The 22,613-nt window shown below is 63.4% G+C and carries 21 protein-coding genes and 1 pseudogene; 6 read left to right on the plus strand and 16 right to left on the minus strand.

Annotated features, from left to right (window positions below; translation table 11 throughout):
* Positions 1-82: 82 nt before the first annotated feature.
* From nuoI to CJD35_RS14470, 14 genes and pseudogenes are all read right to left on the minus strand, one after another.
* A complete protein-coding gene (nuoI, locus tag CJD35_RS14405) occupies positions 83-568 on the minus strand; it encodes an NADH-quinone oxidoreductase subunit NuoI (protein ID WP_017184597.1) in 486 nt (161 codons plus the stop codon).
* Positions 565-1,614, minus strand: coding sequence for an NADH-quinone oxidoreductase subunit NuoH (gene nuoH / locus CJD35_RS14410; protein ID WP_017184598.1), 1,050 nt, complete (start codon positions 1,612-1,614; stop codon positions 565-567). The genes nuoI and nuoH overlap by 4 nt, the downstream gene beginning before the upstream one ends.
* 106 nt (positions 1,615-1,720) lie before the next feature.
* A complete protein-coding gene (gene nuoG / locus CJD35_RS14415; RefSeq protein WP_017184599.1) occupies positions 1,721-3,727 on the minus strand; it encodes an NADH-quinone oxidoreductase subunit NuoG in 2,007 nt (668 codons plus the stop codon).
* A 2-nt stretch (positions 3,728-3,729) separates the two neighbouring features.
* Positions 3,730-5,061 (minus strand): NADH-quinone oxidoreductase subunit NuoF, encoded by a 1,332-nt coding sequence (nuoF, locus tag CJD35_RS14420; RefSeq protein WP_017184600.1) that lies wholly within the window; start codon positions 5,059-5,061, stop codon positions 3,730-3,732.
* Positions 5,062-5,068: 7 nt separating this feature from the next.
* Positions 5,069-5,725: pseudogene (locus tag CJD35_RS14425) on the minus strand (complex I 24 kDa subunit family protein); the annotation flags it as partial.
* Positions 5,725-6,960 (minus strand): NADH-quinone oxidoreductase subunit D, encoded by a 1,236-nt coding sequence (locus CJD35_RS14430; protein WP_017184602.1) that lies wholly within the window; start codon positions 6,958-6,960, stop codon positions 5,725-5,727. The pseudogene CJD35_RS14425 and the gene CJD35_RS14430, both read right to left, overlap by 1 nt.
* Before the next feature lie 126 nt (positions 6,961-7,086).
* Positions 7,087-7,890, minus strand: coding sequence for an NADH-quinone oxidoreductase subunit C (locus CJD35_RS14435; protein ID WP_017184604.1), 804 nt, complete (start codon positions 7,888-7,890; stop codon positions 7,087-7,089).
* Position 7,891: 1 nt separating this feature from the next.
* Complete coding sequence (locus tag CJD35_RS14440) at positions 7,892-8,446, minus strand: NuoB/complex I 20 kDa subunit family protein (RefSeq protein WP_026002669.1); 555 nt, start codon at positions 8,444-8,446, stop codon at positions 7,892-7,894.
* Entirely contained in the window at positions 8,437-8,811 is a 375-nt protein-coding gene (locus CJD35_RS14445; protein WP_017184606.1) for an NADH-quinone oxidoreductase subunit A, read from the minus strand. The genes CJD35_RS14440 and CJD35_RS14445 overlap by 10 nt, the downstream gene beginning before the upstream one ends.
* Before the next feature lie 128 nt (positions 8,812-8,939).
* Complete coding sequence (locus CJD35_RS14450; RefSeq protein WP_017184607.1) at positions 8,940-9,752, minus strand: inositol monophosphatase family protein; 813 nt, start codon at positions 9,750-9,752, stop codon at positions 8,940-8,942.
* Positions 9,753-9,849: 97 nt separating this feature from the next.
* Complete coding sequence (gene efp, locus CJD35_RS14455; RefSeq protein WP_017184608.1) at positions 9,850-10,413, minus strand: elongation factor P; 564 nt, start codon at positions 10,411-10,413, stop codon at positions 9,850-9,852.
* 103 nt (positions 10,414-10,516) lie between these two features.
* Positions 10,517-11,089, minus strand: a complete 573-nt coding sequence (locus tag CJD35_RS14460; RefSeq protein WP_026002670.1) for a M23 family metallopeptidase — start codon at positions 11,087-11,089, stop codon at positions 10,517-10,519.
* Between the two features lie 2 nt (positions 11,090-11,091).
* Entirely contained in the window at positions 11,092-12,192 is a 1,101-nt protein-coding gene (locus tag CJD35_RS14465; RefSeq protein WP_095687172.1) for a L,D-transpeptidase family protein, read from the minus strand.
* 50 nt (positions 12,193-12,242) lie between these two features.
* The gene (locus CJD35_RS14470) at positions 12,243-14,360 is read right to left on the minus strand and encodes a malate synthase G (protein ID WP_017184611.1); all 2,118 of its coding nucleotides are present in this window, start codon (positions 14,358-14,360) and stop codon (positions 12,243-12,245) included.
* Between the two features lie 91 nt (positions 14,361-14,451).
* On the opposite strand from CJD35_RS14470, the gene CJD35_RS14475 reads away from it, so the two are divergent.
* The 6 genes from CJD35_RS14475 to CJD35_RS14500 all read left to right on the plus strand — a co-directional run bounded on the left by CJD35_RS14475 (position 14,452) and on the right by CJD35_RS14500 (position 21,646).
* Positions 14,452-15,375 carry a LysR family transcriptional regulator gene (locus CJD35_RS14475; RefSeq protein WP_037515248.1) on the plus strand — a complete coding sequence of 308 codons (924 nt, stop codon included), beginning with the start codon at positions 14,452-14,454 and terminating at the stop codon, positions 15,373-15,375.
* Positions 15,376-15,384: 9 nt separating this feature from the next.
* Positions 15,385-17,652: an NADP-dependent malic enzyme gene (locus CJD35_RS14480; RefSeq protein WP_017184613.1), complete on the plus strand. Its 2,268-nt coding sequence runs from the start codon at positions 15,385-15,387 to the stop codon at positions 17,650-17,652.
* Positions 17,653-17,706: 54 nt separating this feature from the next.
* Entirely contained in the window at positions 17,707-18,390 is a 684-nt protein-coding gene (locus tag CJD35_RS14485; RefSeq protein ID WP_017184614.1) for a L,D-transpeptidase family protein, read from the plus strand.
* A gap of 167 nt (positions 18,391-18,557) precedes the next feature.
* Positions 18,558-19,754, plus strand: a complete 1,197-nt coding sequence (locus CJD35_RS14490) for an MFS transporter (protein ID WP_420876317.1) — start codon at positions 18,558-18,560, stop codon at positions 19,752-19,754.
* 40 nt (positions 19,755-19,794) lie between these two features.
* On the plus strand, positions 19,795-20,934 hold the full coding sequence (locus CJD35_RS14495; RefSeq protein WP_017184616.1) for an aspartyl/asparaginyl beta-hydroxylase domain-containing protein: 1,140 nt from the start codon (positions 19,795-19,797) through the stop codon (positions 20,932-20,934).
* A 91-nt stretch (positions 20,935-21,025) separates the two neighbouring features.
* A complete protein-coding gene (locus CJD35_RS14500; RefSeq protein ID WP_017184617.1) occupies positions 21,026-21,646 on the plus strand; it encodes a YitT family protein in 621 nt (206 codons plus the stop codon).
* On the opposite strand, the gene CJD35_RS14505 is transcribed toward CJD35_RS14500, so the two are convergent.
* Positions 21,640-22,170 carry a hypothetical protein gene (locus CJD35_RS14505; protein WP_017184618.1) on the minus strand — a complete coding sequence of 177 codons (531 nt, stop codon included), beginning with the start codon at positions 22,168-22,170 and terminating at the stop codon, positions 21,640-21,642. The two genes, CJD35_RS14500 and CJD35_RS14505, sit on opposite strands and share 7 nt — an antisense overlap.
* Positions 22,157-22,528 (minus strand): phosphoribosyl-AMP cyclohydrolase, encoded by a 372-nt coding sequence (gene hisI, locus CJD35_RS14510; RefSeq protein WP_026002673.1) that lies wholly within the window; start codon positions 22,526-22,528, stop codon positions 22,157-22,159. Before hisI ends, CJD35_RS14505 begins: the two co-directional genes overlap by 14 nt.
* Positions 22,529-22,613 lie beyond the last annotated feature (85 nt).

Here is a 22,613-nt window from a genome sequence, read left to right on the forward strand (position 1 = left end):
CGAAGTGAAGTGACTTCGCTGCGCTCAGTCGAGCCCTTCGACAAGCTCAGGGCGAACGGGTTTGAGTTAGACACGGCGCGCATTACCGATAAGGCGCATCGGCGGCAAGGTTCGCGGCGATCGCGCGTTCCCACTTGTCACCATTTTCAAGAAGCTTGGCCTTGTCGTAGATCAGCTCCTCGCGCGTTTCGGTCGCGAATTCGAAGTTCGGCCCTTCCACGACCGCATCCACAGGGCAGGCTTCCTGGCAGAAACCGCAATAGATGCATTTGGTCATGTCGATGTCGTAGCGCGTCGTGCGGCGGCTGCCATCCTCGCGCGGCTGCGCCTCGATGGTGATCGCCTGCGCCGGACACACCGCCTCGCACAGCTTGCACGCGATGCAGCGCTCTTCGCCGTTGGGGTAGCGACGCAACGCATGTTCGCCCCGGAACCGCGGCGAAATCGGGTTCTTCTCATAGGGATAGTTGATCGTCGCCTTGGGCTTGAAAAAATATTTCAAGGTCAGCCAGTGCGCCTTCACAAACTCCCAGAGGGTGAAAGACTTGACGTAATATCCGAGGCTCATTGTGCGCCTCCATAGCGCGTCAGCATGAGGAAGCCCGACACCAGAAAGACGAAGAAGAGCGAGGTTGGCAGGAAGATTTTCCAGCCCAGCCGCATCAGCTGGTCATAACGGTAGCGGGGCACCGTCGCCTTTACCCAGGAAAAGACGAAGAAGAAGAAGAGGATCTTGGCGAACAGCCAGATGATACCCGGCACCATGTAGAGCGGCGCCCAGTCGAGCGGCGGCAAGTAACCGCCCCAGAACAGGATCGCATTCAAAGCACACATCAGGATAACGTTGGCATATTCGCCCAGCCAGTAGAGCGCGAAGGCCATGGACGAATATTCGGTCTGGTAACCCGCGACCAGTTCGCTTTCCGCTTCGGTCAGGTCGAACGGCGCGCGTGCGGTTTCGGCCATGGCGGAGATCAGGAACATGATCGCCATCGGGAAAAGCAGCGGGTTGAATCCGTTGCCGTTGAGGAAACCGTAATAGCCCTTCTGGCTTTCCACGATCGCGGTCAGGTTGAAGCTGCCGGCCCACAGCACAACGCTGATCAGGATGAAGCCGATCGAGACTTCATAGCTGATCATCTGCGCGCTGGCGCGGATCGCGGAATAGAAGGGATATTTCGAGTTGGACGCCCAGCCCGCCAGCACGATGCCATAGACGCCAAGAGACGAAATCGCGAGAATGTAGAGCAGGCCGACATTGATGTCCGCCAACACGACGCCAACATCGAACGGCACCACTGCCCAGGCGAGCAGCGCGACCGTGAAGGTGATGATCGGCGCAATGATGAACAGCGCCTTGTTCGCCGCCGACGGGATGATCGTTTCCTGCAGGAACACCTTGGCCCCGTCCGCAAAGGACTGGAGCAGGCCGAAGGGGCCAACCACGTTCGGCCCGCGCCGCAGCGCCATCGCCGCCCAGATCTTGCGATCGGCATAGATGATCATCGCCACCGCCAGCATCAGCGGCAGGGCAATCACGAGGATGCCGATGATGGTCGACAGGAACCAGGCGCCTTCAAACGGCAGGCCCAGATTTTGGAAGAAAGCGGTCACTTCGCGCCCCCGGCGTTAACAGAGCGACGTGTTCCCGCGCAGGCGGGATTCCAGTTCAGACCCTGGGACTGGGTTCCCGCCTGCGCGGGAACACGGATGAGGTGCGTCATTCCGCCGCCTCCGCAAATTCAACCCCATGGACCAGTTCGGCCGAGCATTGCTGCATCGTCGGGCTGGCGCGGCAGATGGCGTTGGTCAGGTAGAAATCCTTGATCGGCGAAGCCAGTTCGCCAGTCGCGCCGGTCGGCAGCTTGGGGATCGACCAGCCATAATCGGCCAGTCCCTCGATACCCAGAGCAGGCACGGCCTTGACCATCTCGGCGCGCAACTGTTCGAAGCTGTCGAACGGCAGCGTTGCACCCATGACGTCCGACAGGGCGCGCAGGATCGACCAGTCCTCACGGGCGTCACCCGGTGCGAACACAGCCTTTTCGCCCCGCTGCACCCGGCCTTCCAGATTGACATAGGTGCCCGCCTTTTCGGCATAGCTTGCGCCCGGCAGGATCACGTCCGCCGCATGCGCGCCCTTGTCGCCATGGTGGCCGACATAGACTTTGAAGCTGCCCTCGAAGGCGGCATAATCCACCTCGTCCGCGCCCAGCGAGAAAAGCAGCTTGGGCCTGGCAGCCGCCACTGCCTTGATCCCGCCAGCCGTCGCATAGCCGAGCATCAGCCCGCCCATGCGCGCAGCCGCGAAATGCAGGACGTTATAGCCGTTCCAGCCGTCCTTGATCAGGCCCAGCGTCTCGACCAGCGCCAGCGTGTCACCATGCGCGCCATCCTTGGCCAGCACGCCGCCGCCCACGATCATCGCGGGCCGCGCTGCCTTGCCGAATGCCTCGACCACCGCTTCCGGCAGCTTGGCGAGCAGCGACGCATCATTGCCCAGCCACTCGACCTTGTAGGTCAGATCGAACTCAGGCCCGATGCCGAAAACCTTGGCACCCTTCTTGATCGCCTTGCGCAGCCGCGTGTTCACCAGCGGCGCTTCCCAGCGCAGATTGGTGCCGACCAGCAGGATGACGTCCGCAGTTTCCAGTTCCGCCAGCGGCGTGTTGAACACGACCGACGACAGGCTCGACACGTCATAGGCGAGGCCGGTCTGACGCCCTTCGAGCATCGTCCCGCCCAGCTTCTCGACCAGCGCCTTGCCCGCGAACATTGTCTCGCAGTCAAGCAGGTCGCCCGCGACCGCCGCGACGCTGCCGCCATGCTGGACCGCCGCGATCGCCGCAAAAGCCTCCGCCCAGGTCGCCGGGACCAGCTTGCCGTCCTTGCGGACATAAGGCTTGTCGAGCCGCTTGCGCACCAGACCATCGACATTGTGCCGCGTCTTGTCGCTGGCCCATTCCTCATTCACATCGTCATTGATGCGCGGCACGGCGCGCAGCACCTGACGGCCCCGGCTGTCGAGACGGATGTTGGTGCCAACGGCATCCATCACGTCGATCGCATGGGTCTTTTTCAGCTCCCATGGCCGCGCTTCGAATGCATAGGGCTTGGCGGTCAGCGCGCCGACCGGGCACAGGTCCACCACATTGCCGGACAGCTCGCTCTTGGCGGCATGTTCCAGATAGGTGGTGATCTGCATATTTTCGCCGCGATAGATGGCACCGATTTCCGGCACGCCCGCGACTTCCTCGGCAAAGCGCACGCAACGGGTGCACTGGATGCAGCGGGTCATGACGGTCTTGACGATTGGACCCATATATTTCTCGGTCACCGCGCGCTTGTTTTCGTCATAGCGCGACGCACCGCGGCCATAGGCGACCGACTGATCCTGCAAATCGCATTCGCCGCCCTGGTCGCAAATCGGACAGTCGAGCGGATGGTTGATGAGCAGGAACTCCATCACCCCTTCGCGCGCCTTCTTGACCATTTCGCTGTCGGTGCGAATCTCCTGACCCTCGGCAGCGGGCAGCGCACACGATGCCTGCGGCTTAGGCGGTCCGGGCTTCACCTCGACCAGGCACATGCGGCAATTGCCCGCAATGGACAGCCGTTCATGATAGCAGAAGCGCGGAATTTCCTTCCCCGCCAGCTCACACGCCTGCAAGACAGTCGCGCCCGCCGGGACGTCCAATTCTACGCCGTCAACTTTGACCTTAGGCATGATTACTCCGCTGCCTCCATCACAGGCGTGCCACGCTCGTTGATGCGGCGTTCGATTTCGGGCCGGAAATGCCGGATCAGCCCCTGGATCGGCCAGGCCGCCGCGTCGCCGAGCGCGCAGATAGTGTGGCCTTCGACCTGCTTGGTCACCTGATGCAGCATATCGATTTCGGACAGGTCGGCGTCGCCGGTGCGCAGCCGTTCCATTACGCGCCACATCCAGCCCGTGCCTTCGCGGCATGGCGTGCACTGGCCGCAGCTTTCATGCTTGTAGAAATAGCTGAGGCGGCTGATGGCCCGCACGATGTCGGTGGACTTGTCCATGACGATGACGGCGGCGGTGCCAAGGCCGGAGCCGAGCGCCTTCAGCCCGTCAAAATCCATCGGTGCGTCCATGATCTCCTTCGCAGGGACCAGCGGGACCGACGAACCGCCCGGAATGACCGCCAACAGATTGTCCCAGCCGCCCCGGATGCCGCCGCAATGGCGATCGATCAGTTCGCGGAACGGGATCGACATCGATTCCTCGACGACGCAGGGCTTGTTCACATGGCCGCTGATCTGGAACAGCTTGGTGCCGCGATTGCCTTCGCGACCGAAGCGGTTGAACCAGGACGCGCCACGCCGCAGGATCGTCGGGCTGACCGCGATGCTTTCGACATTGTTGACCGTGGTCGGACAGCCATAGAGGCCAGCGCCCGCCGGGAAAGGCGGTTTCAGGCGCGGCTGGCCCTTCTTGCCTTCCAGGCTTTCGATCTGCGCGGTTTCCTCGCCGCAGATATAGGCGCCCGCGCCGCGATGGACGAACACGTCGAAATCATAACCCGACCCGCAGGCATTCTTGCCCAGGAACCCCTTGGCATAGGCCTGCTCGACCGCCGCGAACAGCACCTTGGCTTCGTAGATGAACTCGCCGCGAATATAGATATAGGCAGCCCGCGCGCGCATCGCGAAACCCGCGACCAGCGCGCCCTCGATCAGCTTGTGCGGATCGTGGCGGATGATCTCGCGATCCTTGCACGAACCCGGCTCGGATTCGTCGGCGTTGATCACCAGGAAGCTCGGACGGCCATCCTTGCTTTCCTTGGGCATGAAGCTCCACTTCATGCCGGTCGGGAAGCCCGCGCCGCCACGGCCGCGCAGGTTCGACGCCTTGATGATGTCGATGATCGCGTCCTGGCCCAGCGCCAGCAGCGCCTTGGTATTGTCCCAATCGCCACGCTTCATCGCGGCGTCGATACCCCAGTCCTGAAAACCATGGACGTTGGTAAAAATGCGATCGCTGTCGGCGAGCGGGCCGACAAACGGGGCCGGTGCGGCAGGTGCGTCGGTCATGCCCAATCCCCCGATAATCGTGATTTTCGGACACCATCTCCTTGAGCGTGGTCGGGCCACCCTCCGGCGCGCTGGTCTGGCGATCGATCTGCGGCCCGATCTTGGGTTGGCCGCCCGCGCTAAGCGTCTCCAACACGGCGCTCATGCTGTCATAGGTCAGGTCTTCGTAATTATCGTCGTTGATCTGCACCATCGGCGCATTGGCGCACGCGCCAAGACACTCGACTTCGGTCAGCGTGAACAGGCCGTCGGGCGTCGTCGCGCCCTTGACCAGACCCTTGTTCTTGCAGGCCGCAAACACATCGTCGGAGCCGCGCAGCATGCAGGGCGTCGTGCCGCACACCTGCACATGATAGCGGCCAACCGGCGCCAGGTTATACATGGTGTAGAAGGTCGCGACCTCATAGACGCGCATATAGGGCATATCGAGCTGACGCCCGATATATTCCATCACCGGCACGGGCAGCCAGCCCTGGGTCTGCGTTTCCGCCCCCACCTGCCGCTGCGCCAGATCGAGCAACGGCATGACAGCGGATTGCTGGCGACCGGCCGGATAGCGGGCGATAATCTTCTCCGCCTGCGCGGCATTCTCCGCCGTCCACGCAAACGCGCCCCAGCGCGCGCGGGTTTCGGCTTCATCGGGGATATGAGGTGCGTCAGCCATTATCGGTCACATTCTCCGAACACGATGTCCATCGCACCCAGCACAGCGGTTGTGTCGGCCAGCATGTGGCCTTTCATCATGAAGTCCATCGCCTGCAAATGCGAGAAGGCGGTTGGGCGGATCTTGCAGCGATAGGGCTTGTTGGAGCCGTCCGCGACCAGATAGACGCCGAATTCGCCCTTGGGGCTTTCGGTCGCCACATAGACTTCACCGGCGGGCACATGGAAGCCTTCGGTATAAAGTTTGAAGTGGTGGATCAGCGCTTCCATCGACCGCTTCATCTCGCCGCGCTTGGGCGGCACAACCTTGCGATCGAAGCTGGCGATCGGCCCTTCGGGCATCTCATTGAGGCACTGCTTCATGATCCGCGCCGACTGGCGGACTTCCTCGACACGCACCATGAACCGATCATAGCAGTCATAATTGGTGCCGACCGGCACGTCGAAGTCCATGCGGTCATAGACGTCATAGGGCTGCGACTTGCGGATGTCCCAGGGAATGCCGGAGCCACGGATCATGGGACCGGAGAAGCCCCATTTCAGCGCGTCTTCCTTGCTGACCACGGCGATGTCGACATTGCGCTGCTTGAAGATGCGGTTGTCCGCGACAAGGCTGATCGCATCTTCGAACAGACGCGGCAGGCGCGTGTCGAGCCAGTCGGCAATGTCGGTCAAGAGCTTCAGCGGCACATCCTGATGCACACCGCCCGGACGGAAGTAAGCGCTGTGCATGCGCGCGCCCGACGCCCGTTCGAAAAAGTTGAGGCAATCCTCGCGAATTTCGAACAACCACAGGTTGGGCGTCATCGCACCCACGTCCATGACGTGCGAACCCAGGTTGAGCATATGATTGCAGATGCGCGTCAGTTCCGCGAAGAACACGCGCAGATATTGCGCGCGCAGCGGCACTTCCAGGTTCAGCAGCTTCTCGACCGCCAGGACATAGCTATGCTCCATGCCCAGCGGCGAACAATAATCGAGCCGGTCGAAATAGGGCAAAGCCTGCAAATAGGTCTTATATTCGATCAGCTTCTCGGTGCCGCGATGCAGCAGGCCGACATGGGGATCGCAGCGTTCTACGATTTCGCCTTCCAGTTCCATGACGAGGCGGAGAACGCCGTGCGCCGCGGGATGCTGGGGACCGAAATTGATCGTGTAATTCTGGATTTCCGTGTCGCCATAGGCCGGATCGGCGGCGTCGGTATGGTGGTCCAGCTTTTCCAGATAATCAGCCATGATCCGCCTCCATAATCCGTTCGGGCTGAGCGAAGTCGAAGCCCTCGCCTGAACGAAGTGAAGGGGCTTCGACAAGCTCAGCCGACCCCTTCGACAAGCTCAGGGCGAACGGAGGTTGGTTGACACTCATGCCTTGTCCTCCGGCTTGGCGGCGCCCTTGCCTTCATCGGTCTGCGCGGCTGGCTTGGCCGGCGCTTCCTCCGACTTGGCCTTCGCCGCCTTGTTCGCCGCTTCGCCAGCGCCCGTGTCGGCCTTCTTTTCGGTCGTCTTGGGCGTGGACGTCGGCGGGGGAGTTGGCGTCGGCGCGCCGGGCGCTTCGCCCTTCGCCTTCTCGTCGCCCGGCAGAATATATTCCGCGCCTTCCCAGGGCGACATGAAGTCGAAGCTGCGGAAATCCTGCGCCAGCTTCACCGGCTCATAGACGACGCGCTTATCCTCTTCGGAATAGCGCAGTTCGACATAGCCGGTCAGCGGGAAGTCCTTGCGTTGGGGATGCCCCTTGAAACCATAGTCCGTCAGGATGCGACGCAGGTCGGTATTGCCCTCGAACACCACGCCATACATGTCGAACACTTCGCGCTCCAGCCAGCCCGCGACCGGCCAGATATGCGTGACGGTCGGCACCGGCTTGTCCTCATCCGTCGACACCTTCACGCGGATGCGGTGGTTCCGCGTCACGCTCAGCAGGTGATAGGCGACTTCGAACCGTTCGGGGCGATCGGGATAATCGACCCCGGCAATCTCCATCAGCTGCTGATATTGCGCGCGGTCACGCAGCAACGTCATCGCCTGCGACAGCGCTTCGCGCTGCACGATGAAGCCCAGTTCGTCGGCATGGTCGACCGTCTCGATCAGCATCGAACCGAGGATCGCCTCGATTTCCTGCACGATCCCTTCGATGGTCGCGATTTTCGGTGCGGAATGACCCATCTTAACGCTCAATCGTCCCGATCCTGCGGATTTTGCGCTGCAACTGCATCACGCCATAGAGCAGCGCTTCGGCAGTCGGCGGGCAACCCGGCACATAGATGTCGACCGGCACGATCCGGTCGCAACCACGCACTACCGAATAGCTATAATGATAATAGCCACCGCCATTGGCGCAGGAGCCCATGGAAATCACATATTTCGGTTCAGACATCTGGTCGTAAACCTTGCGCAACGCTGGAGCCATCTTGTTGCACAGCGTGCCCGCGACGATCATCACATCGCTCTGGCGCGGTGACGCACGCGGCGCGGCCCCGAAGCGCTCCATATCGTAGCGCGGCATGTTGACGTGAATCATCTCGACCGCGCAGCAGGCGAGGCCAAAGGTCATCCACCACAGCGACCCGGTACGCGCCCAGGTAAACAGATCTTCGGTCGATGTGACCAGGAAGCCCTTGTCATTCACTTCGCTGTTGAGCGAATTGAAGAAGTCCTGATCGGGCTGAGTCCCGACGGGCGGCAAGGTGCCGGGCGCCGGGCTATAGAGTTCTACTCCCAATCGAGCGCTCCCTTCTTCCACGCATAGACGAGGCCGAGCACCAGCTCCGCTATGAAAATCATCATCGTCGCCCAGCCGGCCCAGCCGATCTGGTCCAGGCTTACCGACCAGGGAAACAGGAACGCCGCTTCAAGATCGAAGATGATGAAGAGGATCGCCACCAGATAGAAGCGGACGTCAAACTGGCTGCGCGGTTCCTCGAACGCGGGAAAGCCGCATTCATATTCGCTGAGCTTGGCCGGGTTCGGCTTGTGCGCGCCGGTCAGGCGGCCCACCAGCATCGGCAGAAAGACGAATGCGCTGGAGAGCAGCAGCGCGACCCCAAGAAAGATCAGGATCGGCAGATATTGGGCAAGATCGACCAACGTTATCCCCTGGGCGAAAAGGTTGTGGGGGCGCTTTAGGCCTGCTGCATATGCGAAGCAAGGGGCCTAAGGACTGAGAATGAATCGCAAAAAGGCCAAGTGGCTGAACCGCTTGGCCTAGATGCCCTTTAGCGCAGGGCGTTGGCGACCAGCTTGTGCAATTTGCTGTGGATCGCGTCATTGCCCGCAATCACTTCCTTGCGCTCGATCGCCTGATCGCCACCCCGGAAGTCGGACACGAAACCGCCTGCCTCTCGCACCAGCAATATGCCAGCCGCCACGTCCCAGGGTTGCAGGCCGCTTTCCCAGAAGCCGTCATACCGGCCGGACGCCACATGGGCGAGATCCAGCGACGCCGCGCCAAAGCGGCGAATCCCCGCGACCGACGGCGCGACCGCGCCGAAAATGCGGGTCCATTGCGCAAAGTCGCCATGCCCCATGAACGGTATGCCGGTCGCGATCAGGCATTCGCCCATGTCGCGCCGCGCCGACACGCGCAACCGCTGGTCATGCCGCCACGCGCCACGGCTCTTTTCCGCCCAATAGCTTTCATCGGAAACCGGCTGATAGACCAGACCCGTCGTAATGTCGCGCTTGCCGCCATAAAGCGGCTCCTCGACCGCGATCGAGATGGCGAAATGCGGAATGCCGTGCAGGAAATTGGTGGTGCCATCGAGCGGATCGATGATCCAGCGCGGCTTGGTCGGATCGCCCTCGATCACCCCGCCTTCCTCCAGCAGGAAACCCCAGTCGGGCCGTGCCTTCTGCAACTCTTCGACCAGCGTCTTTTCGCATTGCTTGTCCGCCTTGGACACGAAATCGGCAGGCCCCTTGCGCGACACCTGAAGATGCTCGACCTCGCCAAAGTCGCGGCGCAGCTTGGAGCCGGCCTTGCGCGCGGCGCGTTCCATGACGGTGAGAAGGCCTGAATGGCTGACCATTTTTATGTCTTTCTCCCCTCCCGCTGGCGGAAGGGGTCGGGGGAGGGTATGTGATGGAGAGGACGCGACCCACCCTCCCCTTGGCTTCAAGCGCGAGTCAGTCCGCGCGCTTCACATATTCGCGGGCATAGACATCGACCACGATACGCGTGCCGCTGACGATGTGCGGCGGCACCATGACGCGCACGCCATTGTCCAGAATTGCGGGCTTGTAGCTGGCAGAGGCGGTCTGCCCCTTCACCACGGCGTCGGCTTCCACCACGGTCGCTTCGATCGTGTCGGGCAGCTGCACCGAAATCGGCCGCTCCTCATACATTTCCAGCGTCACTTCCATGCCGTCCTGCAGGAAGTCGGCGGCATCGCCCAGCAATTCCTGCGGCAGGTTGATCTGCTCATAGCTTTCCTGATCCATGAAAACGAGCATGTCGCCTTCAGCGTAGAGATACTGGAAATCCTTGGTGTCGAGCCGGATGCGCTCGACGCTTTCGGCGGAGCGGAAGCGGACGTTATTCTTGCGACCGTCGATCAGGTTTTTCAGTTCGACCTGCATATAGGCGCCGCCCTTGCCGGGCTGGGTGTGCTGAATCTTGACAGCGCGCCACAGGCCGCCTTCATATTCGATATTGTTGCCGGGACGAATGTCCACGCCGCTGATCTTCATGGGAAGAGCCTGCCTATATGTCTGTGGTGAAAAGAGCCGCGCCTTCATCAAAAAAGGCTGGGCGGGCCAATACAGACAGACGGGCCTCAGGGCAAGAGGGGCGTCATCGGGCGCGGGTCAACAGCGGATAGGGATTGACCGGACGCCCGCCATGCCACGGCTCGTCCGGCGTCATTATGTGGACCGCGAAGTGGAGATGCGGCCCCGCCGGATCGGCATTGCCGCTGCTCCCCACGCGCGCGATCCACTGCCCCCGGCGCACCGTCTGTCCTTCGCGCACGCCGGGCGCATAGCTGTCCAGATGGGCGTAATAATAGAGAGTGCGCCGGTCGGGCGAGCGCAGATAGAGCGTCCGCCCGCCCGCCTCGCTCCAGAATATCTTTTCGATCCTTCCATCCGCCACCGCGATGACCGGGCTGCCGCGTGGCGCCATGATGTCGATCGCGTCATGTCGTCGCGCTCCACTTGCCCGCGCCTGCGTGAAAGTATCGGTCAATGCGGCAGGCGAGATGCCCGCAACCGGCACGATCAACGCTCCGCCACGGTCCGCAGTCTCTTGAACAGGCGCCGGATCGCCAGCGGGCGCATCGGCAGGAACGATGCGTACGCAAAAATGCGCAAAGGCGACGCAGGCCAGCAGCACGACTGCCACCCAGCCCCACCGTCGCGCCCGCAATTTCACGGCTGGAACACCGCCTTCATGCCACTTTGCACCATCTGCGCCAGCCGCGCTGCATCCCAATTGGTCAGGCGGATGCAGCCATGGCTTTGGGTCCAGCCGATATTCTGCGGCTCCGGCGTGCCATGAATGCCATAATGATCCTTGGACAGGTCGATCCAGACCACACCGACCGGACCATTGGGACCGGGCTTCAGCACCGCCTTCTCATCCTTGGCCGACGCATCCCAGAACAGGTCCGGATTATAATGGAAATCGGGATTGCGGCTGACGCCCTTCACCGTCCAGTCGCCGATCGGCAAGGGATCATGCTGTGACCCGGTGGTCGCTGGAAATTGCGCGATCAGCCGGTTTTCAGCGTCATAGACTTTGAGCAGCCCTTCGGACTTGTCGACAACGATATGATCGGCCTTGGGCTGGTCCTTGGCGACCGCCAGGCTCGCCAGCGTCTCGCCCCAGCCGCGCGCATCGCCCTCGATCGTGGCGATAGGCTGGTTGGCGATTGCCGGCACCCGGATGTTGGCCCCCGCCCCTACCCGCGTACCCGGCTGGTTCAGCGCCACCAGCGCCTCCGGCGTTGTGTGAAACCGCTCCGCCAGCTTCTCCAGCAGATTGCGATAGGACAAGGCAGGCAGCTTCGCCTGTTCGTTCAGCCCCTTGGGAATTTCGGCAAAAGGCCCGCGCGCAAAACCCTCCGGCACCTGCACGATCCATGTGGCGGGTTGCGGCGCATCGCCCAGCAGGACTTTCGCCGTCGCCTCATCATATTTGCCATTGGGAGTCAGCCCGCGCGCCTGCTGAAAGCCGGTGAGCGCCTTGGTGAAGGACATGCCCTCCTTGCCATCCAGCACGCCGGGCGAAAAGCCCGCCCGATCGAGCGCGACCTGCGCCTGCAGGATCGAATCCACGCGCGGCGGCACACCAGCCGGTTCAGGCTGCACGACAAAGGCGTAGGGATCGACCGCAGCCTGCGTTGCGCTGCGTTCTTCCCCCTGCGGCGCGGGGGCGCTGTCATTCGCCTCCGTCACCGACAGGTTGCACGCCGAACAGCACAGGGCCACCACAAGCAGAGACTGTTTCAAGATGATCCTCTCCCACATAATGAGGAGAGAACGCCCAAACCTGTCAAAAGGCTGCTTGTGGCAATGGCTTATGCCGGTTCGAGCGCCGCCTGCGCCTTGGCCCGCGCCCGCCAGGCATGAAGCAGCGGCTCGGTATAGCCGTTGGGCTGTTCGACGCCTTCAAACACCAGCGCCCGCGCAGCCTGAAAGGCCAGGCTCTCCGCTTCCCGACCGCTCATCGGCTGATAGAGCGGATCGCCTGCATTTTGCGCATCGACCTTCGCCGCCATCCGCGAGAGCGCCGCATCGACCTGCTCCGCCGTGCAGACGCGATGCAGCAGCCAGTTGGCCATATGCTGCGATGAAATACGCAGCGTCGCCCGATCCTCCATCAGGCCGATGTCGTGAATGTCAGGAACCTTCGAACAACCGACCCCCTGATCGATCCAGCGGACGACATAGCCCAGCATGCCCTGCGCATTATTGTCCAGTTCCTCGGCAATTTCTTCCTCGGACCAGTTGCGCCCGTTAGCGACCGGAATGGCCAGCAGCCGGTCGAGCGAAGCAATGCCCTCTGCCTTGCGCTCCTCCTGCCGGGCAAAAACGTCGATCCGGTGATAATGGGTCGCATGCAGGGTCGCGGCGGTGGGCGAAGGCACCCAGGCCGTATTTGCCCCGGTTTTGGGGTGCCCGGCCTTCTGCTCCAGCATGTCGGCCATGCGGTCGGGCGCGGCCCACATCCCCTTGCCGATCTGCGCCCGGCCCGACAGCCCGCAGGCAAGGCCGATCTGGACGTTGCGATCCTCATAGGCCGCGATCCAGTCGCTGCTCTTCATCTCGCCCTTGCGGATCATCGGCCCGGCCTGCATCGACGTGTGCATCTCGTCCCCGGTGCGGTCGAGGAAGCCGGTGTTGATGAAAACGATCCGGTCGCGAACGGCATGGATACAGGCGGCCAGATTGGCCGAGGTGCGCCGTTCCTCATCCATGACGCCGACTTTCAGCGTATGGCGTGCCATGCCCAGCATATCCTCGATCGCGTCGAACAGGCGGTTGGTGAAGGCCGCTTCCTCCGGCCCGTGCATCTTGGGCTTGACGATATAGACGCTACCCGCCCGGCTGTTGCCGCCGTCCCGCTGCAAGTCATGCAGCGCAATCAGGCTGGTGACGATGCCGTCCAATATGCCTTCGGGTGCTTCCTTGCCATTGGGCAACAGGATGGCAGGCGTGGTCATCAGGTGACCGACATTGCGGACGAACAACAGGCTGCGGCCCGGCAGGGTGAAGCGGCTGCCATCGGGCGCGCTATAGGCGCGGTCGGGATTGAGCGCGCGGGTCATCATCGCGCCGCCCTTTTCGAACGTCTCGGTCAGGTCGCCCCTCATCAGTCCCAGCCAGTTGGCATAGGCCGCAACCTTGTCCTCCGCATCAACCGCCGCGACCGAATCCTCCAGATCGCAGATCGCGGTCAGCGCCGATTCAAGGATGACGTCGGATATGCCAGCGGGATCGGTCGCGCCGATCGGATGGTCGCGATCGAAAACAACCTCGATATGCAGGCCGTTATGGCGGAACAGACGGCCCTTCGCGCTCTGCCCCAGATATTGCGCCGGATGGGCAAGGATGATCTCGTCACTGGTCAGATCCGCCCAGCGCCCATTGGCCAGCGGGACCGCATCGTCCAGAAACGCCTTGGCCCAGGCGATGACCTGCGCCCCGCGCGCAGCGTCATAGCCCTTGCCCGCAGCCGATCCGGGGATCGCGTCGGTGCCATAGAGCGCATCGTAAAGGCTGCCCCAGCGCGCATTGGCCGCATTCAGCAAGAAACGCGCATTGAGGATGGGAACGACCAGCTGCGGCCCGGCGAGCCGCGCGACCTCATCATCGACATTCTCGCTGCCGATGGTGAAGGGTGCAGGCTCTGCGACCAGATAGCCGATTTCGCGCAGGAACGCCTGATAGGCGGCGGCGTCATGCGGCTGCCCGGCGCGCTGTTCGTGCCAGCTGTCGATCTGGGCCTGCATCGTGTCGCGCCTGCGCAGCAAAGCGACATTATCGGGCGCAAACCGGGCAAAAATGTCCGCTGTTCCGGCCCAGAAGGCTTCAGGCTCGATCCCGGTGCCGGGCAGCGCCTGGTCATCGATAAAGGCGGCGAGCGATGCTGCGACCTGAAGGCCAGCCCGGTCGATCATGCGTTCGGTCATCATTCCACTCCTTGGTTGACGGATCCATAGACCTTTTCGATTATGTCGTATATTCACTATTATACGAACACAGTATTTCCCATGGTGAATGAATATGATGGACCCGGACCATGAACTGTTCACGACCATCGTGGACGAAGGCGGCCTGGCTGCAGCGGGCCGCCGCCTGCATATATCGCCCGCCATGATGTCCAAGCGCCTCGCCCGGCTGGAGGAGCGGCTTGGCGCGCGGCTGATCCATCGCACCACCCGACGTTTGGCGCTCACCCCGGCGGGGGAGCGGCTCCATACCGACCTGCGCGCCATATTGGCGGCGCTTGACGAGGCTGAACGGCGCGTGTCGGGCGTCTCGGCCGTTGCTGCCGGACCGCTCCGCATCACCGCGCCCACATCCTTTGGTCGCCTTCATCTCGCGCCCTGGCTTCCCCGCTTTCTCGACGATCATCCCCGTGTCGACCTGACCCTCAACCTGTCCGACGATTTCGCCGACCTGATCGAGGCGCGCGCAGATCTCGCCATCCGCATCACTGCCGATCCCGGCCCAACCCTTGCCGCCCGGCGGCTTGCCACCAATCGCCGCATCCTGTGCGCTGCGCCCGCTTATCTCGACCGGTTCGACACGCCCCGGCGGATAGCGGACCTAAAGGCCCATCGCCTGCTCGCCGCCGACGGGCAGATGCCCTGGCGGCTGGTCGGGCCAAAAGGTCCGGTGACGATAGAGGGCCGCAGCCACGTCCGTACCAATAGCAGCGAAGTCGTCCGCGAAATCGCGCTCGCTGGTGGCGGCATCGCACTGCGATCCTTGTGGGACATTAGCGACGCTTTGGCGCGCGGCGACGTGCGACAGATTTTGCCCGACTTTGAAGGTTCTTCGGATGTCGGCCTGTTCGCGGTGCAATTGCCGCAGCAAAATCCGCCGCTCGCAATCACCAGCTTCGTCGATTTTCTGACCAATCTCTATGCGCCAACTCCACCTTGGGAGCGCACGGCCATTGCTCCTGACGCGCAGCCGCTCTAAGGGCATTTCATGGACGACAACACACGCCGCGCCGCCCTTGACTATCACCGCTTTCCCCGACCGGGGAAACTCCGCATCGAACCGACCAAGCGAATGGTCAACCAGCGCGATCTGGCGCTGGCTTATTCTCCCGGCGTTGCCGCGCCCTGCATGGAAATCGCGGACGATCCCGACAAGGCGCTCGATTACACCGCGAGGGGCAATCTAGTCGCGGTCATCAGCAACGGCACCGCTGTCCTTGGCCTCGGCGCAATTGGTGCGCTGGCATCGAAGCCGGTGATGGAGGGCAAGGCGGTCCTCTTTAAGAAATTCGCTGACATCGACGTATTCGACATCGAAATCGATACGACTGACGCCGACAAGTTCGTCGAAGCCGTCGCGCTGATGGAGCCGACCTTCGGCGGCATCAATCTGGAAGATATCAAGGCGCCTGAATGTTTCGCGATCGAGGCGCGGCTGAAGGAACGGATGAACATTCCGGTCTTTCACGATGACCAGCATGGCACAGCCATCGTCGTCGCCGCCGCCGTGCGCAATGCGCTCGTCTTGCAGGGCAAGACGCTGGCCGATGCCAGGCTGGTGACGTCCGGCGCGGGTGCCGCTGCGCTTGCCTGCGTCGACTTGCTCGTGTCGATGGGCCTGCCGGTCGATAACGTCACCATGACCGACAAGGACGGTGTCATCCATGCGGGGCGCGAAGGGATGCTCCCCAACATGGCGCGCTACGCCCGCGTCACCAACGCCCGCTCCCTGCCCGACGTGCTGCCCGGCGCCAATCTGTTCCTAGGTCTTTCCGCGCCCGGCGTGCTAAAACCTGAATGGTTGCCGCTGATGGCCCCCAATCCGCTGATCTTCGCGCTCGCCAACCCCGAACCGGAAATCCGGCCCGAAGCCGCGCGCGAAGTGCGCCCGGACGCCATCATTGCCACGGGCCGGTCGGATTATCCCAATCAGGTCAACAATGTCCTGTGTTTCCCCTATATCTTCCGGGGTGCGCTGGACGTCGGTGCGACCCAGATCAACGAAGCGATGAAGGCCGCCGCTGCCGAAGCCATTGCCGGCCTTGCGCGCCTGCCCGCGCATGACAGCGTCGCGCAAGCCTATGGCGGCCGGAAGCTGGCATTCGGCCCGGACTATATCATCCCGACCCCCTTCGATCCGCGCCTGATCGCGGAGATCGCGCCCGCCGTGGCAAAGGCTGCGATGGACAGCGGCGTCGCCCGCCGCCCGATCGATCTCGAAGACTATAAGCGCAACCTGTCGCGCCAGAACACCCGCTCCGGCCAGCTGATGATGCCGGTGTTCGAGGCCGCCCGTGGCGGCGGCCGCCGGATCGCTTATGGCGAAGGAGAGGATGAGCGCGTGCTGCGCGCCATTCAGGACGCGCTGGACGAAGCGATTGTGCGTCCGGTCATCGTCGCGCGTCGCCGCATCCTGAACCAGAAGCTGCCGGATCTTGGCCTGCGCTTTCAACTGGACCGCGATGTCGAGGTGATCGACCCGGAAACCGACCATCTGGTCATGGGCGAACTGGTCGAAGCCTATCGCGCCATCGCATCCCGGCGCGGCGTGCCGGCCGCCGAAGTCGTCCGCCATGTCTATCGCCGTCCGACCGTTACTGCCGCCATGCTGCTGCGCACCGGCCGTGTCGATGCCGCGCTGGTCGGGGGCAACAGCGAATATTGGGGCCAGGTCGAGCATGTGCTGCGCATCATCGACCGGGAGCCGGGACAGAGCCGCGTCTATGCGCTGTCTGGCCTGATTCTGGACGCAGGCGCGCTGTTCATCACCGACACCCACATGGTGCCCGACCCGACACCGCAGCAGGTGGCCGAAATGACGTTGCTGGCGGCGGCGGAATTGCTCAATTTCGGCCTGACCCCGCGCGCGGCCCTACTGTCCCACTCCAATTTCGGCGCGTCGCACAGCAACAGCGCGCGCAAGATGCGGTCTGCACTCAAACTGGTCCGCGAAGCCGCGCCCGAACTGATGGTCGATGGTGAAATGCACGCCGACGCGGCGCTCAGCCAGTCGTTGCGCGAACGCCTCATTCCCGACTCGCGCTTTGAAGGTCCGGCCAATCTGCTGGTGATGCCCAATCTGGACGCGGCCAACATCACGCTGACGGCGCTCTCCGCCTCCTCCAGCTCGCCCACGGTCGGGCCGATGCTGATGGGCCTCAAACAACCGATCCACGTCCTTACGCCGGGCGTCACTTCGCGCGGCATACTCAATCTCACCGCCATCGCGGCAGCGGAAGTCGCGCGCGAAGGCTGAGCTTAACCTTTTCGGCGCTATGGTGTCGCCGACGGGATTCAAGCGAGGATTGACATGGCTGGATTGCTTAAGGCGCTGGCAAAAAGCGCCGGACCCAAGCTGGCGATCGGCGCGGGACTGGCGGGCGTCGGCCTGCTGGTGACCAACTGGATCGACCGGCCCGCTGCCGAGGAAGCAGCGCCAGCGGCCACGACTGCCGCCGCGCCTGCTCCGACACCGGCCAAACCGGTCGAGCGCAGCAGCGATCAGGGCATGGCGGTCGATCCCGACGCCCTGCGCGTCAAGCGCGTGCTCAAGATTGACGGACCGTTCCGCCATGGCGATTATGTCTGGGACGAACATGGCGCGCCCGCCGCTGGCCGGGTCATCATCACTGTCGACCTGCGCGCGCAAACCCTGTCCGTATTCCGCGCCGGTTACGAAATCGGCGCTGCCGTCATTCTCTACGGCGCCACCGACAAGCCCAGCCCCTTGGGCGCATTCCCGATCATGGCCAAACATGCCGACTATTATTCGCGCACCTATGACAATGCCCCCATGCCCTTCGCACAGCGCCTGACCAATGACGGCGTGTTCATCCATGGCAGCGACGTCCAATGGGGCCGCGGCACCCATGGCTGCATCGGGGTACCCAAGGAATTTGCCCAAAAGCTGTTCGGCGTCACCAAATTGGGCGATCTGGTCGTCATCACCAACGGCAAGATGCTGGATGTGAGCAAGGCGCAGGTTGGCGGATAAGCCCACATAATACCGCACGGCCAGATGCATTCAGCCACCCCCATGCCGAGTTGCACGTCATGACCACGCACTTGCAATAAACTCACGCGGCACCGGCCTTGACCAGCGCTGTCACTGCGCCCATCTGCCGCGCTTATCCTTTATTGCAATGCAGCATGGAGCTGACCATGGGCACTTCCCGCCCGACCGCGCATCCCGCGCTCGTCCTTTTTGCGCTGTCGGTCGGCGCCTTCGCCATCGGCACGACCGAGTTCGCGAGCATGAGCCTGCTCCCCTTCTTCGCCCATGACCTGGGCATAGATGCGCCGACTGCAGGCCATGCGATCAGCGCCTATGCGCTGGGGGTGGTTGCGGGCGCACCTGTCATCGCTGCTTTTGGCGCGCGCCTGCCGCGCCGAACCTTACTGATCGGCCTGATGGCGATGTTCGCTATCGGCAACGGCCTCTCTGCTCTCTCGCCCAGCTATGGCTGGATGCTCGTGTTCCGTTTTCTGAGCGGCGTGCCGCATGGTGCCTATTTCGGCGTCGCCGCACTGGTCGCCGCCAGCCTGGTGCCGATCGAAAGGCGCACGCAGGCGATTGCGCGGGTCATGTCGGGCCTGACGGTCGCAACCGTTGTCGGTGTACCCGTCGCCAACTGGATGGGGCAGGCGATGGGCTGGCGCTCCGGCTTTATCGTCGTGACGGCGCTCGCCATTGCGACAATGACGCTGGTGGCGCTCTACGCCCCGCGCGATGCGGGCGATCCAAAGGCCAGCCCGGCGCGCGAACTGGGCGCCCTCACCCGGCCCCAGGTCTGGCTCACTCTGTTGACCGGCGCGATTGGCTTTGGCGGGCTGTTCGCCGTCTATACCTATGTGGCGTCCACCATGATGGAGATCACCCATGTCTCCCCATCCTGGGTGCCGGTGGTGCTCGCCATTTTCGGCATCGGCCTGACGATCGGCAATCTCGTCGCGGCATGGTGCGCGGACCGCTCGCTCAAGCGCACCGTCATCGGCGTCACCCTGTGGAGCGCGGCCGCTCTGGCGCTTTTCCCCTTCATGGCCGGCAATATCTGGACGCTCTGCCTCAGCATCTTCCTGATCGGCGCAGGCGGCGGCCTTGGCACACCATTGCAGGCGCGGTTGATGGACGTATCGGGCGATGCGCAGACCTTGGCGGCCGCGCTGCACCACAGCGCCTTCAACATCGCCAATGCGCTTGGCCCATGGCTTGGCGGCCTTTCGATCGCGGCAGGCTACGGCCTCACATCGACCGGCTGGATCGGAGCTGCGCTGGCGCTGGGCGGACTAGGCATCTTCCTGCTGTCGATCATGCTGGAACGGCGCACCGATCGGCTGGTGGTCGTCCCCTGCGAATAAGCCGCTTTCGCGCCGCTCCGCCACCGTTTAAGGCGGGACCATGACCGACCGGGCAAGAGAGAGCGCGCTGCAAGAAGCAGCCATCGCAGCATTGCGACGCGGGGATGCCGCAGTCGCGCGCGCAGCCTTGCACGACATGGCCGCCCCGCCACCCATGCTGCTGGCGCAGGCATGCAACCGCACCGGCGACTGGGACGGCGAAGCCGCCGCGCTCCGGCGCATATTGCGCGAACAGCCCCGCGATCTCCCCGCCCTGCTGGCCATGGGACAGAATGCCCTGCGACGCGGCGATGACCGGGAGGCAACGCGCTGGTGCCGTGCCGCCGTGGCGCAAGCCGCCGCGACCGGCGCGCCGCCCCAACTCCAGCCGATGCTGCTTCAGGCGCAGGCGATCATGAACAACGCCAGCGCCCGGTTCGAGGACCATCTGAGCGCCGCCATCAGCGACCTGCCTGCCTTGCCCCGCATCACGCTGGCGACCGATCTGCTGCTGGGCAAGAGCCAGCTTTACCTCCAGCAACCCAGCATGTTCTATTTCCCCGGCCTGCCCCAGCGCGCCTTTTACGAGCGGGAAGAGTTTGACTGGGTCGCCGCAATTGAGGCGATGACAGATGATATAGTGGCGGAGTTGAACGCCGTCCGCGCAGGCGCCGCCGATTTTGCGCCCTATGTAGAAACCCCGTCGCACGGCCCCGCCCCCAACAACCCGCTGCGCGACGATCCCAGTTGGGGCGCCTATTATTTCTGGCAAAGCGGCAAGCCCGTGGCGGACCACGCCGCCCGCTGCCCTGCCGTCATGGCTGCGCTGGATCTGGCGCCACGGCCGATCATCGCTGGCCGCTCGCCCATGGCGCTCTGGTCGCTGCTCAAGCCCGGCACGCATATCCAGCCGCACCACGGCCTGCTCAACACCCGCCTGATCTGCCACTTGCCGCTGCTCGCCCCCAGCGACTGCGCGCTGCGCGTCGGCGCGGAGACCCGCGCCTGGCGGACGGGCGAAATGCTGATCTTCGACGACAGCGTCGAACATGAGGCATGGAACCGCAGCACTGAAACCCGCGTCGTCCTGCTGTTCGAAGTCTGGCGCCCGGAAATCCTGCCCGAAGAACGCGAAGCGCTTGCCCGGCTTTTCGAGGCCATCGACCAGTTCGGGCCGGCAGAGATCGACACGGGCGGCTAAGACCAAGGCTTTGCAGCACGGGCTCGCGCGGTTATCATGAATCCGTAAGGGGGAGAGGATGGCCTGGGGCATAACCCCTCACGGACATGCCATGCCCCCTGCTTCTGCGTCGCTCGCACCCCGCCCCCATAATCTGGCCGAAGACGGTTATGCCATCGTCATCGGTTGCGCATTCATCGCGATGGGATTGATGCTGCTCAAGGCCGCCAATCTGGTCACCGGCGGCATGGCGGGGATCGCGCTGCTCCTTTCCTATCTCGTCCACTATCCGCCAGCGACGCTGTTTCTCTTCATAAACATCCCCTTCTTTCTCTTCGCCGGACGAGCGATGGGCATCGCCTTCGGCATCAAGACGCTGTTTGCCAATCTGGCGATCATGGCGATGGGGTTGATGATGCCGTCAGCGCTGCATCTGGCGCAGGTCAGCCCGCTTTTTGCCGCGCTGTTCGGCGGCTCGATTATCGGCTTTGGCATCCTTGCCGTCGCCCGCCATGGCGCAGGCGTGGGCGGCCTGGGCGTTATCGCCCTGCTGCTGCAAAGGCGCCGGGGCTGGAATGCCGGACGGACGCAGATGCTGGGCGACGCGCTGATCCTGTTGGCCTCGCTCCCCTTGCTCAGCGTGGACCGCTTCGCCCTCTCGATCCTGTCAGCTGCGGCCATCAATGCGGTGCTGATCGTCAACCACCGCCCCGGACGCTATATCGGCTATTGAGCCTCGCATAGCGCATCGCCGCCGCGATCGCGCGCGCGCAGCGCGCTGGCCGCATCATTGGCGATCCGCGGAAAGCTCACCCCCTCCAGCGTGCCACGCCCCTCGCACAGGTCAGCGCAGGCCATGTCGACCACGCCCGGCAGCGCGACCTGATCGCCATCATATTGCGCCACGATGATGCAGCGGTCGCCCCCGGCAAAACTCAGGATCAGCTTGTCGCCCGTCCGGCGGGCGTTCCCCCGTCCCCGGCAGCTTTGGTCCTCGCCGAAATTGGCCTCCAGCCCGAACCGCAGCGCGCCGCCCTTGCCGGGAATGACGCACAGCGCATCGCGCCCGGCCTCATGGTTGCGCTGAAACAATCCGACGGGGGAAATCGCCGCCGCATCCGCGATTGCGCCACTGGCAATCGCCGCCTGCTCTAGCCCCGACGCGGCAACAACGCCCGTCACCGGCCCCGCGTCGCTTGCCGGTTCACGCTGGCATGCCGCCAGCAATAACAACAGGATCAGGCTAGTCCGCCGCATCAACCGCCATAAGCCCATCCGCCCCGACGCGGCGGAAGAAACAGGATCGCGCGCCGGTATGGCAAGTCGGCCCGGCTGGCACCGCCTTCACCCACACCGCGTCCTGATCGCAATCGATCCGGATGTCGCGCACCGCCAGCATATGCCCGGACGTCTCGCCCTTCTTCCACAGCGACTGCCGGCTGCGCGACCAGAAATGGGCAAGACCTGTCTCGACCGTCAGCGCCAACGCCTGCGCATTCATATGCGCCACCATCAGCACGTCGCCGCTCGCCACGTCAGTGACCACGGCGGTGATCAGGCCATGATCGTCAAATTTGGGATTGAGGGTCAGCCCCTTGTCGCGCGCATCGGTCATGCCGGGGCTATAGAGCGCAATCGCGATGCTGCGAAGCCCCTTCCAGCCTGCACGGCAATTATGCCGGAACCGGGCCAGGAACAGA

It is taken from the genome of Sphingobium xenophagum (genome assembly GCF_002288285.1).
Lineage (GTDB): Bacteria > Pseudomonadota > Alphaproteobacteria > Sphingomonadales > Sphingomonadaceae > Sphingobium > Sphingobium xenophagum.